Source organism: Desulfitobacterium nosdiversum, assembly GCF_049860565.1.
Classification (GTDB): domain Bacteria; phylum Bacillota; class Desulfitobacteriia; order Desulfitobacteriales; family Desulfitobacteriaceae; genus Desulfitobacterium_A; species Desulfitobacterium_A nosdiversum.
Genome location: NZ_CP172056.1, coordinates 39,590 through 56,947 on the forward strand (window position 1 = coordinate 39,590; position 17,358 = coordinate 56,947).

Here is a 17,358-nt window from a genome sequence, read left to right on the forward strand (position 1 = left end):
TTGAATCCCCTTTCCTGCTTATTTTCTGACAGTCGCACGGAATTTTCTGGTTTTGCAAAGGTTATTTAGTCGTTCCCAGATATTCAAGAGCAGTTAAAGCATAAACTTTGGCGGACTCAATCAAATTTTGAATCGGTACGCGTTCATTAAAGGAATGAATTCCTGACAATTCAGCAGGTCCATATTGTAAAACCGGAATGCCATGCATACGGAAATAACGCGCATCACTTGAGGCCCATTGTAAGACTCCATAAGCATCTTCTTGAGTTACCTTAGCAATATTCTTAACCACAAGATCAACGATCTCATCTTTATCCGAGGTCCAATTTGCATTTCCATAAAAACCAAACGGTTTAGCTTCGGTCTCAATGCCTGCTTCACGCAATAAACGGTTTGCTTCAGCTAAAACCTCAGTATAATCCAACCCGAAAGGAACCCGTGAGTCCACCTGTACAGTGCAGCCATCAGCAACCATATTAACTTTGGTCCCGCCTTGAATCGTCCCAATGTTGACAGAAACATGATCGATGATATCACTTAAATCTTTGGGCTCTCTTTCCCGAATATATTTTTGGGTGATATCAATAATTCTCTGTTCCTCTTCAGGGATATTCGGTTTCAGCTCCCAAAGCTTTTGGAGAGCCTGAATTCCCTTACAGGCCTTAACAATGGCACTATCTCCATTTAAAGGAGACAGACTGCCATGTCCTGGAACCCCTTTGACGGTAAACTCAAACCAACAGCTTCCCTTCTGTCCGATCGTGGGATTCAAACGCGAAGAAGGCTCGGCAATCAGCGCGGCTGTGCCTGTTATTAACCCTTGATCAAGAACCCAGGGTACGCCAAACTCTCCTCCCGTTTCCTCATCCGCTACAAGCAGCAGGGAAAGTTGACCGGCAAGCGGAATCCCTAAGCGGGCAAATAAAGCTACTGTAAAGAGAAGTCCGGCAACGCCGCCTTTCATATCACTGGCTCCCCGGCCATTGATATATCCGTCCTTGATGAGTCCGCTGAAAGGAGGTATTTCCCATCGGGATAAATCGCCTGCAGGTACGACATCGGTGTGACCGCAATATAGAAGATGCTTATCTCCTGGATTCCCGAGTGTGGAAACCAAATTTAACATCGTTTCATTCCCCGGATGTACAGTTGTGCTGATTCCCGATTCCTTCAAGTAGTTCATGATAAACTGACTGATGGGACGCGAATCTCCCGGTGGATTCTCATTGGTAAACTGTAAAAGCTTTGAACAGAGTTGAATCAACTCTTCCTGATTTTTATCGATCTCTTCGAGAACAAGTTCTTTCCAATCTTTCATCAAAAAAACACCTCTAAAACTGATTCATTTCCCCATGAATGTAAACCATAATTCTTAAAATTACCCCCGGTCTTCGGAACCGGGGGTAATCATCGAGTATGCCTTACTTCGATAACGAATAGAAGCGGATAATTTCATCAGGGTAGAAGATATAACCCTTCAGGTTTTTGCTCATCCCTACAACCCGGTTGTACTCATATAGATAAACCCAAGGTGCATCCGTTGTAATGATTTGTTGTGCCTGTTTATATAACTCGTTGCGCTTTGCTTGATCCGGTTCGACATTCGCTTGTTCCCAGAGCTTATCCACCTGAGCATTTTGGTAGTTGCCATAGTTGGACGAACCTTTGCTGTAGAGCAGGAAGCCTAAATGATAACCCGGGTCATTGACGAAAGAAGTCCATTTGGATATATAAGCCGTGAGATTATGGGTTTTTTGGGCCTCTAAGAATTGTGCACGAGCCATGTTTTGGATGTTCATCTTAACTCCGATTTTCGCCAATTCAGCTTGAATGAGTACTGCATCATCCTGCCAATCCTGGAATCCGGAACCCAAGGTGAAGTCAAAGCTAAATCCATTTTCATAGCCGGCTTCTTTTAGCAGCTGTTTTGCTTTATCTAAGTCGTATTTATAAACAAAACCTGCATCGGTGAAGCCTGGAGTATTGCTGGCTACTGCACTCTTCATTTGTTTTGCTTGATCATACATGACATCATGAACTAATTTGTCATAAGGGATAGCATACGAAATCGCTTGACGTACTTTTGGATTATCAAAGGGTTTAACTTTCGTGTTAAATGCGAGGTAGAGAATACGGTTACTTGCATCGGAACGTACGATTAAATTAGCATTTTTCTTTAAGTCGGCAACATTTTGAGTCGGGATTTCAATCGCCATATCGGCATCTCCTTTGTCAAGGAGAGTCACACGGTTTGAAGGTTCCTTAATAAATTTCGTCGTCACTTTACTAATTTTTGCAGCTCCCTGCCAATAATTCGGGTTTGCTGTAAAGACGGCTTCTGTCGCCGGGTCCCATTTTTCTACCTTGTAAGGGCCCGATCCAGCCGCATTGTTTTTCAGGTAATCTGCTCCTTTGTCTTTGACGACGGCAGGGTCAATAATAGAGAAGTTATACATCGCTATGATTTGTAAAAAGTTATGATTCGGTTGACTGAGTTTAATTTCAACGGTTTTGTCATCTTTCGCTGTGCAGGATTCGATCTCAGCCATTCCATAAAGGAAAGAACCCGACTTGGAATTCTTAACGTGGTCTAAAGACCAAACAACGGCTTGTGCATTAACGGGGTTGCCGCTTTGGAATTTGGCATTGTCTTGCAATGTAAACGTATACGTCTTTTGGTCATCAGACACTTTCCATTCCTTAGCCAGCATCGGCTTAAGTTCTTCAGTATTTGCAATATCTGCGCCATTCACATTTTTTACACCATACGTGATTAACTGGTCATAAGCTGCCACAACAAGCGTATCTGACGTTAAGTCATTGGCCTCGGCTGGGTCCATTGTTTGGCCTCCATCGGAATAAGCAAGCACGATTTCTTTTCCGGCTGCACCCGCTGCGTTATTGGCTTGATTCGCATTGGTGCCGCAGCCTGCCGCAGTTATAAGCATCGCTGACGCTAGAACAACAGCCAACCATTTTGTTTTCTTCATAACTATCCCCCATTCAAAGTATGTTTTTTATTATTGATTCTATTTACCGGTACGAATCCGGGGATCAAGAACATCCCGTAAACCGTCCCCCAGCAAATTAAACCCTAAAATTGAGGTAGCAATCGCTAATCCAGGAAAAGTAACGATCCACCATTGTCCTGAAATAATGTATTCCCGGCCTTCGGAAATCATCGCTCCCCACTCAGCCGTAGGCGGCTTTACGCCAAGTCCCAAGAAGCTGAGACTTGCAGCAGTAAGAATGGCAAATCCTAAACCCAAGGTTGCTCGAACAAGTAAAGGAGCAAGTGCATTCGGGAAAATATGCTTTCGAAGAATGACACTGTCTTTCACCCCAATTGCCCGGCCGGCCTCAACAAATTCCTTTTCGCGAAGCGAAACGGTCTGTCCGAACATCAGACGTGCGAACTCCGGAATTCCGACAATTCCGACCGCAATCATGGCACTGATTAAACCAGGTCCAATCGAAGCCGCAATGGCCATCGCTAAAATCAAGGAAGGAAAGGCTAAAAGGGTATCCATCACACGCATGATGACGTTTCCCAATTTACCGCCATAGTACCCCGCAATCCCGCCTAGAGGAATTCCGATGCAGCAGGAAATTCCGACTCCAATTAGCCCTGTCCATAAAGAAATTCTTGCACCATAGATCACTCGGCTGATGATGTCCCGGCCAAAGTTGTCTGTACCCATCCAGTGTGCCACACTTGGAGCCTGGAGCTTAATCGCCGTATTTGTCGCAATTGGGCTATAGGGAGCAACGATAGGAGCAAATAGTGCAACAAGGGTCCAGAGCAAAATGAAAAATAAACCTATTACGGCAAGACGGTTTTTGAGGAGAAGTCTAAAAAAGGAATTGGGTTTAGACGCAGAATTGTTTATTGAAGATGAATTTTCAGCGATGCTCAACATATGATCCCTCACTTAGAACTATTCATAACGGATTCTCGGATCAATCAGCCCGTAAATCAGATCGACACTTAAATTGATCAACATATAAATTATTGCGCTGACAAGTGTAAATCCCTGAATTGGAGCATAATCTGTTGCCAATATCGATTCGGTAATATAGCTTCCGACCCCAGGCCACGAAAAAATCGTTTCTGTAATAACGGCTCCGCCGATAAGGTATCCAAACTGCAGTCCTAAGATTGTCAAGGTTGGAATCAAAGCATTGACCAAAGCGTGTTTATAAATGACAATTCTCTCAGGAAGGCCTTTGGCCCGAGCAGTTCTAACATAATCCAACCCGATAACCTCAAGCATGCTGGAGCGAACCATCCGCGCGACAATCGCTATCGTTCCCGTCGATAAGCAGATTGCTGGGAGAATAATATGACTGATCGATTGTTTCAGAGCCACCATATCTCCAGAAAGCAGACTATCGAGAATATACAATCCTGTAAGATGTGTAGGTGGGTTGATATCTTGTCCAATCCTTCCCATCGGTGCCGGACTCCAACCTAATTTAGCATAAAAGATATAGATCAAAACCAAACCCAGCCAAAAAATCGGAATTGCTGCGCCGATCAAAGATAAAACACGAGAAACATGATCTACTGCTGAATTTTTTCGGGTCGCTGAAATCACACCCACCGGAATCGCAAAGCAAACCGCAATAAACATGCTGACTAAGGTTAATTCAAGGGTTGCAGGAAACCGTGTCGCAAAATCCTGAGCAACCAAATGCCCCGTATGCCAAGCCGTACCTAAATTCCCTCTTCCCAGCTGTTGAATATAATGAAAAAACTGCAAATAAAGCGGATCCTTCAAGCCCATTGAGATTCGAATGTTTTCGATCACGTCAGGCGGTGCTTGCTCACCTGCTATCATCACAGCAGGATCTCCCGGCAAGACACGAGACAAAATAAACGTAATCAATATAATGCCCAACACCCCAGGAATAGCATAGAGTAGGCGCTTTAAAACATACCTGATCAAGCGATTCAGCCCTTTCAACTTTCTACCCGTAAATATATAATGTTATTGTATCTGAACAGTTTGTATACAACCACGTTCTGTATTACAAAAAAAGAAAGGATCATTTATGTTAAATGCACAAATGACCCTTTTTAAGTATACCCCTTTCTATCGACGTATATATTTATCTCAGCAAATACCAAGTTAAACAAAGATGATAGATAAAGCACTGCTGTGCCGAGCTGAGATCGAGCTGGGCAATTTCTTCAATGCGCTCCAGCCGATATTTAACAGAATTGCGATGAATAAATAGCCGTTTCGCGGTTTCCTGCATATTTTTACCTTGTTCAAGATAAATGAAGAGTGTTTTTAAAAGTTCACTCCGTGTTTCTTGATCATAAAGCAAAAGTTTCCCTAATTTCTTTTGAAATAAATTTGAAAGCTCCTTATTCTCCGCTGCGTCGGCAATAATCTCGTAAATCTCAATATTTTCATACTGAATATGTGAATACTGCGAGTATATTTTTCGGCCAATTTCTAATGCCTTCCTCGCCTCTCGATAACTCTTATACATGTTCCAAAGGAAATATTTGTTCCCTATTCCTACCCGAATTCGTGCCTTATCCTCCCCAAGATGATGATCAATCCATAACTTAAGAATATCCAGCCAAAGCGTGCTTTCCGTTTCTTCTGAAGGCAAAAATAGAAGAATTTGCGTTCCCCTTGCTTCAATATGCGGTCGCAAATTCTTTCTCTTGCCCTCACTCATTAATAAGGCGCGCAAATCAGAAAGAATGGCTTCATCAAGCTTAGAATCAAAACCTTCAATAATACCGATTTCCCAGTATTTATCCGCATCAAAATCTAACTGCCGCCCCTTTTTCTTGACCTCAAGCTCAGAAGGCGGTAAATCTGAAAGGAGTTCATCAATAAAGTTTCCTCTCAGCCTTATTTCCGTTTCCTCCGCTGTTTTTTTACGCATCAGTTCGAGCGAAAAAACGACTCTGGCTTGGTCAACGCAAACCTGTTCCATCGCATCTAAAGAGTCTTTATGCACAATGAGTTTGCCCGCAATCTGCTTGTCGACCGCAATATTCCATTTCATGCCACTGCCAATATCCAATATTTTTGCTTCAGGAGATTGAGCAATCACACATCCCTTATTATCCAAAACAGAAACCGGTGCATCTAATAATTTAGATACATTTTCAACCAGGGCCTGAAGTCCTTGATTTTCCAGAACCATGGTCGTCAATTTCGTTCCAATCTCTTCTGCCCGACTGAGAAGTGCCGTTCGCCAATTCAGTACCAGTTCCATAACGGAATGCGTGATATCAATTGAAGGAATCTCGGCGGGAATCGCAATTACAGGTAATTGATAGCGATTACTCACCTCAATCATCTCTTCTGGAATTTGGTGGATAAACCGTTCTGGCTTAAAAGCCAAAGCGGCTGCTCCAGCCTGAGCTAAATCCTCAACCAATTTAGGTAAGAGATTAGGCTCATTGCGAATAGAGTATGTTGTCGTAAGAAGAATTTCCCCTTCTCTAAGCCAAGGTTTAATTTCCGGTATCTCCATAATATCAATGGAACGAACACTTCGATTTAAGCCTTCGATTCCGCCCAATAATTTAGCATTTTTGAGAATTGGGAGTCGTAATATATCCTTAACCGTTACGCCGTGATGCTTTTGAATACTCTTCACCGACGAACCCCCTTTTCACTTTATTTTAACATAAACTTCCGTCAATTTTGGACAGAACAGTATCTGCTTCAAGCTTTTCTAAGCTCTAATCATCAATTTCTTTTGGAAATGTATTATTAGGGCTTGCCGAATAGCCCAAGAATAGCGTAACAAGCGGTTTCAGATAACGTTCAGGCAGTTCCTAACTTTCTTAAGAACTTGTCATGCAGATTACTCATTGATACTAATGATATTATTGTTCCTAGAAGCGCCATAAACATGTCCCATTGTGTATCCCAAACATCGCCTTGAGTACCTAAAAATGCATCAGCTGCACTACCAGTAGCCTCTGCCACGCCCCATTCAATCAATTCATATAATGCACTAATGGCTAAACAGACGCTTATGATAATGAAAGATAACATTTTACCTCGTTTCAACACTGATTTCCGCAATAATATTTCCCTTACAATAACGGCGGGTATAAACCCTTGGGCCAAATGCCCCAATCTGTCATAATAGTTTCTAGCAAGATGAAAGGAATCTCTTATCCAATTAAATATCGGCATTTCTGCATATGTGTAGTGTCCACCAACTATTAGTATGATCGCGTGAACTAATATTAAAAAATAACTAAATTAGTCAATCTAAATCGGTTATATGTTAGGATTAGTACACCTAGCCCAATGAGCGCAGGAAGAACTTCTAAAAACCACGTAAACAAATCCTTTGGGTTGATAACGGACCAAATCAGTACACCGGAGATAATTAATAAGAAGCCTGTATGTAATGATTCCACTTTCTTTCGTTTTAACCTATTGCTCACCATAATCCTCATTTGGAACAACTGTTAAAAATCAACATATCGTACATCAATAAGTTGCTTCCCCATAATTTCTAAAACATATTCATCATTGTTACATTGCATCCCATTCTTTTCGTAGAAGCGCCTTGCACGTTGATTATCCTTTAGTACCCATAAGTAGATCCTTTCATAACCGAATTCTTTTAAATCTGATAATGCAGAATCTAACAGCTTATTACCATATCCTTTACCGAAATATTCCGGCAACAAATAAAGTGAAACAATTTCTCCGCAATCTGGTAATAACTTATCTCTAGATTTTCCATATGCAACACAGCCAATTGGCTCACTATTTTCAAATAGAATCTGTGCAGTTAGAACATTATCTTTTATCCAATCTACAAATGCTGATTCCCAATGATCCTCGTCTAACTCATCTAAGTAGGCTTGGGGAATTATCCCTTTATATGCAAATTTCCAGCTTAAAGCATAAATACGACTAATATCTTTAACATCTTCAATCGTTGCTTTTCTTATTTCCATCTTTATTCCTCCATAATACTTCCCAAGCATTTTCCGCGCCAGGAAGGCGCGGCCTTTAGCGAAATTCTTCTGCTCAAATATTCTCCATACTTGGGGTCAAAATTTATCTTTCCAATAAAGAAAACTTTCTTACTCTCATGGATTATTTATATGCTAAGGATTGGGTTGTCTTTTGTAAGAAGCCGCTTAAATCTCCGGCTCATGTGATGAAGTATCTAGGGAAGATACACTCACAGAATCGCGATTACCAATTCCAGAATTAAGACCTTTGATGGTGAAACGGTGAGCTTTGGATGGAAGGATTATAAGGATGGAAATAAGTCTAAAGTCATGACGCTGAGTGCGTCAGAGTTTGCTCGACGGTTTCTTCTTCATGTTCTTCCAGATCGATTCGTAAAAATCCGGCATTATGGGATTCTTTGCAGCCGCAATATCGGAACGAAGCTTTTGAAATGTCAGTTGCTTACCCGAACCCAGCCTTTAGAACCTCCCCCTTGTCAATACTCCAAAACCTGTCGCAACTGTGGGGGCTCTCATTTCGTTTCTCTTTTTCCTGAGTATTTGTCCGCGATTCCATAATGGTTTTCAAACTTAATATTTATTAAAACTGCTCCAAATCCTGCTCAAAATTTAATCTGCGAGCTTCCCAAAATGGTCTAAGGGCCAATATCGTATTAATACCTTCCCCTCGATGTTCTTCTTGGATAATACACCCCAATAATGACTGTCGTTACTATTGTTTCGATTATCGCCCATTACAAAATACGTCTCTTTTGGAACAATTATTGGTCCATATGTATAATTCGGTTCTTCCATTATATACGGTTCATTTAATTCGCTTCCGTTAATAAAGGCTTTTCCATCCCTAATCTCAATCTTCTCGCCTGGAAGCCCAATGACCCTTTTAACGTAATCAACTCTTCTTTTATCTACATTCGATGGAGCTTGAAATACAACAACATCTCCCCTATTAATATCCGTAAATTTGTAAGATATCTTATCAACTAACAGTCGATCTTCAACTTGAATTGTCGGTAGCATTGATGGTGTTGGCACGACTCTTGCATCGACCACTGTAGCTCTTAGACCAAATGAAAAAATAAATGCAAATACAACAATTTTTAATGCCTCAGTGATTTTCATCAGATTCATTTTTTTATCAAACATAATATCCTCTCACTAACTTTCAAAATTTCCCAAATCCAGAAGTGTCACATAACGCCTTGAGTATTGCCGACGCATCCCAACCACATTCATTCTATACAAAGCATCGGCAATACTCTGTTATGTAAAGTCGGGCGGCCCTTTTAGACCGTCTCTTGAAATAACTACGAATAATGAATAAAGGAAATCATAAATTCACTTTGTTTCGTTTTACAACTTCTGAATAAGGATGATCTTCTGTTGCCGCTGAAACCGTAATTAATTCCCCTGATCGCAGCATTGCCTTTATCCGTAGGAATAACCACCGGTCACCGACACCCGGAATTTGACCCAATGTTTTACCAATCAGCTGGGCAACCTTGAATTCTCCATCTGGCATGTTAGCCCGCAACGCAAAATCATAAAAATCTTTGGGTACACCTATGAGGCTTCCGTTGATTACAGCACGCAGCGGAGCATTTTCATGTACCAAGCCGATCCAGGTATTCGCATAGACGCTGCGCCGCAATTTGTTTATAGGCTCCTCATAGGCAGTGTAAGCACCGAATGCTTCTGGGATTATTTCTCCTGTATGGCGATAACTGATAATACCGTTATCTTTCTCAATTTGCTCCGGTACACGCACAACGGAAAGAGGTGTTAGGGCATCGACCAGCAACCAACACACAAAATACAACCCGCACAGTTCCCCCGGATTTCCGGCACAGACCCACATACGGACAGGTTCTAGCGTTGCTTTCACTTCCTGAAGCCGTGCCAAGGCACGCTTATTGGTTTCCGCTATTCTGTCAGGCACTCCGAGGAAATCTGTAAACAGCTCGTCAAGCAGCTTTCGGCGCGCGTTTATGCTGGTATCTATATCCGAAATGTCGCCGATATCCAAAGCAAGTGTCACCGCCTCCACATCCATCGGACTGCCTCCCATGGTTATACCGGACCAGTTACGTGCCATCCTTGCTTCACGCTGTTCTTTCTGGGTGTCACCAAAAATGCCGACCGCACCGCTTATACGATCTCCCAGTTTCATTGATTTTGCCAGTTTTAAACCGCCAACCGGGCTTTCACCAAAAACGAGTTCAATCATAAAGTCCTCCTCATCTATGCTAAAAGCTATTCTCCAAAAACCCGCGCATAAACAATGTTTACTCACCAGCCCTACAATTCCAAGTAGTTCTGCTATTTTTCAAGAGTCTCAGAACAAGCGAACTTTCGAAGTTTCTATTTTTAATTTTTCCTTTATCAAATCTAATGGTATTTCGTATTTAAAGGTTCCGGCAGCACCGGCCCCCAGTGAGTATTTTGGATAAAAAATGACAAGAAACTTATCTGTTAGATAAAAATTATCAGGTTTGAACTCCTTCTTAATTTCAGTTTGGCAATCTTCGCTGTAAGCATCATTGAAATTATATCGATTATTTCCCTCAGCTATTTCTTTGTTAATATTTTCGGTTATCTTATTATAAATAAGTTCTAGATACTCATCAGATCTGACCTTAAAAACGTCATCCAAAGTAAGTTTTTCTCCTGTGTTCAAATCAAATACATCGCCATAAAGTATCGGATTAGAAACCCCTCCTGCCCAAGAGTCACCGTCGCCTGATATAGAAAGAATGTCTCCGATTTGTGCTTCCGCACGAAAATCAGCTTTAAAAAAATAATTATCTTTAGACGAATTAGGAATGTTAAAATAATCGTTATATTCTTTACCGAAGAAATCAGTCTTTTCTTTTAAAGAATAATATTTGTTAATATTATCAATTCCTTTATACGTCCCAGATAACTGGACAAAACTAAAATTATAATCAATGGTTGCGTTATAATCATTGAGAATGCTTTTTCTAACCATTCTCTTTTCAATGGATAGCGTGGATTGAGTTGTTTTCTGATCTAATTCTTGAGGAGCTGACTCATTTGATTCAGCTTTATTGTGTTCTGACTTCGCAGAGGTAACATTAGATACTTTATCGGCTGGCTTTGTGTCTGTTGTAGCAGCACTACTACAACCCACCGCATTAGCAATAGGCAGCAACGCAACAAGAAAAAGGCATAAATGCTTTTTCATCAGGTTCATCCTAATTCCTCTCCACCCCTAAATTTAAATTCTTAATTCTTAAAACCCTAATTGCGTACGGTATCGCATAACCATTAGATTCCCGAATATTTATTAAAATTGACATTTTAGTACCTCTTAGTACCCCTATTACCATTTTTTACTATTCTACATCTACTACCAAAATCCTTTTGAGTATCCACTAAAAATGTACTATCGCCGCAAGGAAATTGATTTCATCTTTCAGTGGTACTGACAGTATAAATAAAGAGAATCCTTAATAATATACAGGATTCTCTCTTCAACACTATACCACTCTATCCCTATTAAATTTAGTAATACTCAACTTAACGAATTAATGTATAATAATAGATATTAACTCCGAGGAGAGTGAACTATGAAAAAAATAGAAGCCATTATTCGCCCCGGAAAACTCGACGAGGTTAAAGATGCCTTGGCCGAGTTAGGCATTTACGGAATCACTATTAACAATGTTCTTGGGTGCGGCAACCAAAAAGGTTATACCCAAATTTACCGTGGGCAGGAGATCCAAACACGGCTCTTACCCAAAATAAAGCTTGAAATCGTAACAACAGATGAAAAAGCAGACGACCTTATTAAAACTATCATTCAGTTTGCGAAAACCGGTGAAGTCGGCGACGGTAAAATATTCGTATCTTCTGTTGAAGAGGCAATTCGTATTCGAACCAACGAAAGAGGAGAAAACGGTCTATAATTCATATTTACATGAAGTAATTCTCGCTGAAATCAAAGTCAGGATAAGCATTTTCTCCGTGTTGAGTTAAATCCAAGCCATTTTCTTGCTCTTCCTCTGAAGCAGTCAGCGGTGTAATGAGGGCGATGCCCTTTAAAATCAGCCAAGTCAGCAACCCCGTAAATGCGTAAGTTGTAACGACGGCTAAAAATTGAACTAAGACAGGCTGCATTCCTCCGCCATTGATTAAACCATTTCTTCCTTGGGAATTAAGAGCAAAATCCGCAAAAATTCCTGTTGCCAGAGTACCCCATGTTCCGGCGATACCATGGATCCCGAATACATCGAGCGCATCGTCATAACCCAACTTTGTTTTTAAGACACTGACGCCTAAATAACAAATTCCGCCGGCGACAAAACCGATCAGCAGCGCACTGGCTGGAGAAACGAAGCCTGCGGCGGGTGTAATCGCAACAAGCCCGGCAACAGCGCCACTGACGGCACCAAATACAGTAACTTTACGATGATAAAACCACTCTAACAGAGCCCATCCAATCATTCCGGTTGCGCCGGCAATCTGTGTCGTTGCAAAGGCAAGTACAGCTACGGCATTAGCTCCCATTGCTCCGCCGGCGTTAAATCCAAACCAACCGAACCATAGCAGTCCTCCGCCCAAAAGAACATTTGGCATATGATGAGGAATTGCTAAGTCATCTTTACTTCTTAATCGTTTCCCGATAACAAGGGCTGCAACAAGTCCTGAAACTCCGGAAGCCATTTCAACAACGGCTCCTCCGGCATAATCCATCAGGCCAAGATTGCGAAGCCAACCGCCATTGCCCCAAACCCAATGGGCTAACGGAACATAGACTAAAACCGTCCAGAATGCACATAAGAGCAGAAAAGCGGGAAAACGCAGACGTTCTGCTGTCGCTCCGCTAAGTACGGCAGGAGTAATAATTGCAAACATCATTTGAAATAGGAAAAATAACAGATGCGGAACAGTCGGTGCATAATCCGGATTAGGATCGAGGCCTACTCCCTTTAACGCAAACCAATCTAAACCACCGATAAGATGACCATGATCCGGGCCAAAGGCCAGCGAATAACCGAACAATGTCCAAATCACAGTTACTACACCAATTGCAGCAAAGCTTTGCATCATAATCGATAGAACGTGACGTTTACGAACCATACCTCCATAGAAAAAGGCGAGTCCTGGTGTCATTAAGAAGACAAGTGCTGTACACATCAGTACGAAAGCAATATCTCCACTGTTCAGCGCCATAATATTCCTCCTACATTTGAGAGTTTTGTCACAGGATGCCAAAAAATAAAAAGAGGCTCTAAAAAAGCACAATGCTTTCTTAGAGCCTCTTTGCTCTCAATCACTATGGACTGATTATAGCACTTGAAAAAAAGCGTGTCCATATATTTTATTGTATACATGAAATGAAAAGAGAAAGACCCCTTTTGGACTAAATGGCTCTTTCTCTCGTCATTTCATTTTTCTCAGGAAGAACAACTTCTGTCACGGGATAGATGAATATCTTCCCATCACCCAACAAACCGGTATTACAAACCTTCACAATAATTTCAGTAACTTTATTAACTTTTTCGTCATTCACAATTAATTCGAGCTTAACTTTCGGGCGGAATTTAATAACTGCTTTTTCTCCTCGATAGTAATAGGTCTGTCCCTGCTGACGGCCATAACCCAGGACTTTGCTTAAAGTCATTTGAGTGAATCCTTCACTTGCTAATGTTTCTTTAATTTTCTCAAATTTATTCGGCCGAAGAATAGCCGCAATTTTTTTCATTGGTCTAATCTCCTTTCACTTTCGAAATAAAATCCAGCTTAAAAAGAATGAGCTATCTCCATCATTGATGTTATAAGAATGAAACCGACACAGCCCAACCCGGTTAGGATGATTAAGCTTTCGCTTAGGATTAAGGCATCAATTATTTTCATCTGAATAACCTCCTTCGAAAAAGAAAGCGCCGTATCATGATCAAGCTGATGCTCTGATCATATACGGCGCCATTGCCGATTCTTCTTAAGGTTGACTTACAGTGCTTTTTCGCCGAATTCTCCGGTTCTGATTTTCACCGCATTTTCGACTGGAGTCACAAAGATTTTACCATCACCAATTTCGCCGGTTCTTGCCGCTTCAGAAATAATCCGAATGACTTCATCAATAATCTTATCGGGCACAACAGCTTCAACTTTAACTTTAGGGAGCAGGTTTACCGAATATTCCACTCCGCGATAAACCTGTGTATGCCCTTTTTGATTCCCGCAGCCAATGACTTGACTTACGGTAAGTCCATTTACTCCGCATCGGTCTAATGCGTCTTTTACACTATCCAGTTTACCTGGTCGAATAATCGCTTCAATTTTCTTCATGTCAATCCTCCTCTATTTAAATGTTCTATAAATCAGGACTTAAGATCAGCTTTCAACTTAAAGAGTGGATTGTCCGCTTGTCGCTGCATTTACAGAAACTTGCTTTGTGGAAACAATGCTGGGAATAAAACCATTGCCCAGAAAATCGGGATAAGCTTCTTCTCCGTGCATTGACAAATCCAATCCAACTTCTTCTTCCTCCGCAGTAGCACGAAGTTTTGTGAATACGCCAACCACTTTGAGGATAATAAAGGTAGCGACAGCTGCGAGGGCAATCGTAACTACAACACCTACGGCCTGAATTCCAAGCTGTGCCGCGTTACCGTAGAAGAGGCCATCTGCACCTGCAGGATTGATGGTTTTTGTTGCGAAAATACCTGTTGCCAAAGCTCCCCACATTCCGCCAACGCCATGACATCCGAAAGCGTCTAAGGCATCATCATAACCTAATTTTCCTTTAAGAACACTCACTGCGAAGTAGCAAAGGGCTCCTCCGACTAAACCAATAAAGAGAGAGGCTAAAGGAGTAACAAATCCTGCTCCGGGAGTAATGGCAACGAGACCGGCTACTGCACCGCTGGCTGCACCAAGCAAGGTTGGTTTGCCGCGATGGAGCCATTCTACAAACATCCAGGATAAAGCGGCTACTGCTGCCGAGGTATTCGTTGTAACAAAAGCGATTCCAGCTAATCCATTGGCTCCAAGTGCACTACCTGCATTGAAACCGAACCATCCGAACCAGAGCAACCCAGCTCCTAATACTGTTAATGGAATTTGATGCGGCGCCATAGATTCTTTGCCATAACCTTTGCGTTTACCCAAAACGAGTGCCGCCACTAGACCAGAAACACCCGAACTGATATGAACGACTGTACCGCCTGCAAAGTCAAGGGCTCCCATATTCCGTAAGAATCCGCCTACACCCCATACCCAGTGAGCCAAGGGATCATATACGAAAGTCATCCATAAGACAATAAAAACTAGAAAAGCAGGGAATCTCATGCGTTCGGCAATAGATCCAGTGATTAAAGCCGGTGTAATGATTGCAAACATCATTTGGAAAGCCATAAATACGATGAAAGGTATTGTCGCCGCGTAATCAGCATTAGGATCAATACCTACTCCGTTAAGTCCAAGCCAATTCAAGGCTCCGATAAATCCGCCTTGGTCAGGACCAAAGGAGAGAGTAAATCCAATCAAAACCCATTGTATTGAAGCTAAAGCCATGATAATAAAACTATGCATGGTCGTGCTCAGAACATTTTTCTTTCTGACCATACCACCATAAAATAGAGCTAAACCCGGTGTCATCAAAAAGACCAAAGCTGCCGAAACAATGATAAAGCTTGTGTCTCCAGTGTCTATGGCCGGGCCATCTGCCGCTAAAGCCGTGGCAGGAAGTGCTAACATACTTATAAGAGCGATTAATAAAGTCCATAATCTTTTCATATCTGTATACCCCCTTGTTAATGATTCCATGGATTGAGTAATTTCTTAGAAGTGGTGGACGTTTGGCCTAACTTCTTGGATCGACCCTCACACCAGAGTCTGTGAAGGACATCACCTCCTTAAAGGAATAAATGAATTATTAGCTTGTTTTATAAAAAAGAAGAGAGAACACGCCTATCCATTCAGATAAGGGCTCTCTCTTTCACTTTTTCGCTCCAAACCTCGTTTGGTGCCCGCTCATTATGAAGTGGTCTAAACCACTAATGTACTTAACTTAAAATCTCTCGAAACTCGTTCTCTTAATCTCTGACCTAAAATCTCTAATCTCTAATCCCTAAATCTTAGTTTCTTCCCTAATACTCTTGCAAAGAATCCCTTAGACTACTTCAATTTACTCTTAAGTTTTACTTTCTGCTTAACTAAATCTTTGAACCTTACTCAAGCAACTCTTTACCAATATTCACTGAAGAAAACAGAAAGCGCCATATAATCATCCAGATCATTTCCGGATCATTATATGGCGCCATTGCCATTTCTTAATTCTTGTAATAAATGTCTCTTGTGTTTGATGGTGTTATTATAGCGCATACTTTTGAATCTGACTAGTCACTTTTATGAATAACATTGTATACATGACAACTTCCTTAAGTCCTCGTTAAACCGATCAATTTCGAACTGACTTGGGGATTCAAGATCATACAGAGAGTAGCTCAGCCCGAGCTTTTCCCATTTATGAATTCCCAAAGGATGGTACGGAAGAAGCTCAATATTCTTAACCTGCGTGGAAAAAGAGCGAACCATTTGCCCTAACTTAGCCCGATGTGCCTCTGAATCATTAATCCCCGGCAAGAAGACATATCGGAACCAAACATCAGTCTTTGATTGTTTAATGAGTTCTAAAGCCCAATTGAATTTATGGTTTTGTTGGCCTGTAATCCATTGATAATCCTCCGGATTTAAGCCCTTAATATCCAAAAGGAAAAGGTCAGTATAGGGTAAAACCCTCTCTAAAGCCGGAATATCAACCCAGCCTGAGGTATCCACGGCTGTATGAATTCCTTTTTCCTTACAGCCTTTTAGAATGGACGCTGCAAAATCAGACTGAAGCAGCGGTTCTCCGCCTGATAATGTGACTCCGCCTTGGTCCCCAAAGTAAGGTTTATAGCGAAGTATCTTTTGGACCACTTCTTCAGAATCCACTTCAGTTCCGCCTTGAGTATTCCACGTATCCGGGTTATGACAATATCGGCATCTCAGGGAACATCCTTGCAGGAAAACAACGCATCGGATTCCAGGTCCATCTACTGTGCCAAGGCTCTCGATCGAATGAATTCTTCCCTTCATGCTCTTGTATCACCCTTTACTTAATTCTTAATAATCCTCAAAGCGAGTTACGATTACAGTTAGCGAGAACTTAACGTGAGTAGGTACCAAGCTTGGGCATAACTGCTCTATTTATAGTGGGACGAGTCACACGCGAAAGCCTCCAGTGGAGGGTTTCGCTCGCCGACCGTGAGCCAGGGACGGCGAATTGGGAGGGTATCCCACAACTTGCATAAGCAGTTGTGCCCATTGCTTGGTCTACGATCGTTCGTTCACGCGTCTGTAACGTA

General features: G+C 41.7%; 15 protein-coding genes and 2 pseudogenes. 2 read left to right on the forward strand and 15 right to left on the reverse strand.

The window, feature by feature from the left end; genetic code table 11:
- Positions 1-61: 61 nt before the first annotated feature.
- The 7 genes and pseudogenes from ACHOLT_RS00225 to ACHOLT_RS00255 form a co-directional block, all read right to left on the reverse strand.
- Positions 62-1,318, reverse strand: coding sequence for a M20 family metallopeptidase (locus ACHOLT_RS00225; protein ID WP_425804837.1), 1,257 nt, complete (start codon positions 1,316-1,318; stop codon positions 62-64).
- A gap of 103 nt (positions 1,319-1,421) precedes the next feature.
- Positions 1,422-2,990, reverse strand: a complete 1,569-nt coding sequence (locus ACHOLT_RS00230; RefSeq protein ID WP_425804840.1) for an ABC transporter substrate-binding protein — start codon at positions 2,988-2,990, stop codon at positions 1,422-1,424.
- Between the two features lie 39 nt (positions 2,991-3,029).
- Positions 3,030-3,920, reverse strand: a complete 891-nt coding sequence (locus ACHOLT_RS00235; protein ID WP_425804843.1) for an ABC transporter permease — start codon at positions 3,918-3,920, stop codon at positions 3,030-3,032.
- A gap of 18 nt (positions 3,921-3,938) precedes the next feature.
- Complete coding sequence (locus ACHOLT_RS00240; protein ID WP_425804846.1) at positions 3,939-4,967, reverse strand: ABC transporter permease; 1,029 nt, start codon at positions 4,965-4,967, stop codon at positions 3,939-3,941.
- A 145-nt stretch (positions 4,968-5,112) separates the two neighbouring features.
- A complete protein-coding gene (locus tag ACHOLT_RS00245; protein ID WP_425804849.1) occupies positions 5,113-6,633 on the reverse strand; it encodes a PucR family transcriptional regulator ligand-binding domain-containing protein in 1,521 nt (506 codons plus the stop codon).
- A 170-nt stretch (positions 6,634-6,803) separates the two neighbouring features.
- Positions 6,804-7,441: pseudogene (locus ACHOLT_RS00250) on the reverse strand (DUF2238 domain-containing protein).
- Positions 7,442-7,462: 21 nt separating this feature from the next.
- A complete protein-coding gene (locus tag ACHOLT_RS00255; RefSeq protein WP_425804852.1) occupies positions 7,463-7,960 on the reverse strand; it encodes a GNAT family N-acetyltransferase in 498 nt (165 codons plus the stop codon).
- A 107-nt stretch (positions 7,961-8,067) separates the two neighbouring features.
- On the opposite strand from ACHOLT_RS00255, the pseudogene ACHOLT_RS00260 reads away from it, so the two are divergent.
- A pseudogene (locus tag ACHOLT_RS00260) lies at positions 8,068-8,539 on the forward strand (IS91 family transposase); the annotation flags it as partial.
- A 51-nt stretch (positions 8,540-8,590) separates the two neighbouring features.
- Here the strand turns inward: ACHOLT_RS00260 and lepB are convergent.
- The 3 genes from lepB to ACHOLT_RS00275 form a co-directional block, all read right to left on the reverse strand.
- Entirely contained in the window at positions 8,591-9,127 is a 537-nt protein-coding gene (lepB, locus tag ACHOLT_RS00265; protein ID WP_425804855.1) for a signal peptidase I, read from the reverse strand.
- A 184-nt stretch (positions 9,128-9,311) separates the two neighbouring features.
- Positions 9,312-10,208 (reverse strand): DUF3658 domain-containing protein, encoded by an 897-nt coding sequence (locus ACHOLT_RS00270; RefSeq protein WP_425804857.1) that lies wholly within the window; start codon positions 10,206-10,208, stop codon positions 9,312-9,314.
- A gap of 108 nt (positions 10,209-10,316) precedes the next feature.
- Positions 10,317-11,186, reverse strand: coding sequence for an RsiV family protein (locus ACHOLT_RS00275; protein ID WP_425804860.1), 870 nt, complete (start codon positions 11,184-11,186; stop codon positions 10,317-10,319).
- Between the two features lie 385 nt (positions 11,187-11,571).
- Here ACHOLT_RS00275 and ACHOLT_RS00280 point away from each other — a divergent pair, with 385 nt between their 5' ends.
- Entirely contained in the window at positions 11,572-11,910 is a 339-nt protein-coding gene (locus tag ACHOLT_RS00280) for a P-II family nitrogen regulator (RefSeq protein WP_425804863.1), read from the forward strand.
- 7 nt (positions 11,911-11,917) lie between these two features.
- Here ACHOLT_RS00280 and ACHOLT_RS00285 read toward each other — a convergent pair whose 3' ends face one another.
- From ACHOLT_RS00285 to pflA, 5 genes are all read right to left on the reverse strand, one after another.
- Positions 11,918-13,177, reverse strand: a complete 1,260-nt coding sequence (locus tag ACHOLT_RS00285) for an ammonium transporter (RefSeq protein ID WP_425804866.1) — start codon at positions 13,175-13,177, stop codon at positions 11,918-11,920.
- A gap of 190 nt (positions 13,178-13,367) precedes the next feature.
- Positions 13,368-13,709 (reverse strand): P-II family nitrogen regulator, encoded by a 342-nt coding sequence (locus ACHOLT_RS00290; RefSeq protein WP_425804869.1) that lies wholly within the window; start codon positions 13,707-13,709, stop codon positions 13,368-13,370.
- 248 nt (positions 13,710-13,957) lie between these two features.
- Positions 13,958-14,296 carry a P-II family nitrogen regulator gene (locus tag ACHOLT_RS00295; RefSeq protein WP_425804872.1) on the reverse strand — a complete coding sequence of 113 codons (339 nt, stop codon included), beginning with the start codon at positions 14,294-14,296 and terminating at the stop codon, positions 13,958-13,960.
- Between the two features lie 57 nt (positions 14,297-14,353).
- On the reverse strand, positions 14,354-15,745 hold the full coding sequence (locus ACHOLT_RS00300) for an ammonium transporter (protein WP_425804874.1): 1,392 nt from the start codon (positions 15,743-15,745) through the stop codon (positions 14,354-14,356).
- A 612-nt stretch (positions 15,746-16,357) separates the two neighbouring features.
- The gene (gene pflA, locus ACHOLT_RS00305; protein ID WP_425804876.1) at positions 16,358-17,089 is read right to left on the reverse strand and encodes a pyruvate formate-lyase-activating protein; all 732 of its coding nucleotides are present in this window, start codon (positions 17,087-17,089) and stop codon (positions 16,358-16,360) included.
- Between the last annotated feature and the right edge of the window lie 269 nt (positions 17,090-17,358).

What these genes read in the sequence shown, in the direction of transcription:
- ACHOLT_RS00225 (WP_425804837.1), bottom strand. Translation starts at nt 1,318, where the DNA reads ATGAAAGATTGGAAAGAACTTGTTCTCGAAGAGATCGATAAAAATCAG.
- ACHOLT_RS00230 (WP_425804840.1), bottom strand. Translation starts at nt 2,990, where the DNA reads ATGAAGAAAACAAAATGGTTGGCTGTTGTTCTAGCGTCAGCGATGCTT.
- ACHOLT_RS00235 (WP_425804843.1), bottom strand. Translation starts at nt 3,920, where the DNA reads ATGTTGAGCATCGCTGAAAATTCATCTTCAATAAACAATTCTGCGTCT.
- ACHOLT_RS00255 (WP_425804852.1), bottom strand. Translation starts at nt 7,960, where the DNA reads ATGGAAATAAGAAAAGCAACGATTGAAGATGTTAAAGATATTAGTCGT.
- lepB (WP_425804855.1), bottom strand. Translation starts at nt 9,127, where the DNA reads ATGTTTGATAAAAAAATGAATCTGATGAAAATCACTGAGGCATTAAAA.
- ACHOLT_RS00270 (WP_425804857.1), bottom strand. Translation starts at nt 10,208, where the DNA reads ATGATTGAACTCGTTTTTGGTGAAAGCCCGGTTGGCGGTTTAAAACTG.
- ACHOLT_RS00275 (WP_425804860.1), bottom strand. Translation starts at nt 11,186, where the DNA reads ATGAAAAAGCATTTATGCCTTTTTCTTGTTGCGTTGCTGCCTATTGCT.
- ACHOLT_RS00280 (WP_425804863.1), top strand. Translation starts at nt 11,572, where the DNA reads ATGAAAAAAATAGAAGCCATTATTCGCCCCGGAAAACTCGACGAGGTT.
- ACHOLT_RS00285 (WP_425804866.1), bottom strand. Translation starts at nt 13,177, where the DNA reads ATGGCGCTGAACAGTGGAGATATTGCTTTCGTACTGATGTGTACAGCA.
- ACHOLT_RS00290 (WP_425804869.1), bottom strand. Translation starts at nt 13,709, where the DNA reads ATGAAAAAAATTGCGGCTATTCTTCGGCCGAATAAATTTGAGAAAATT.
- ACHOLT_RS00295 (WP_425804872.1), bottom strand. Translation starts at nt 14,296, where the DNA reads ATGAAGAAAATTGAAGCGATTATTCGACCAGGTAAACTGGATAGTGTA.
- ACHOLT_RS00300 (WP_425804874.1), bottom strand. Translation starts at nt 15,745, where the DNA reads ATGAAAAGATTATGGACTTTATTAATCGCTCTTATAAGTATGTTAGCA.
- pflA (WP_425804876.1), bottom strand. Translation starts at nt 17,089, where the DNA reads ATGAAGGGAAGAATTCATTCGATCGAGAGCCTTGGCACAGTAGATGGA.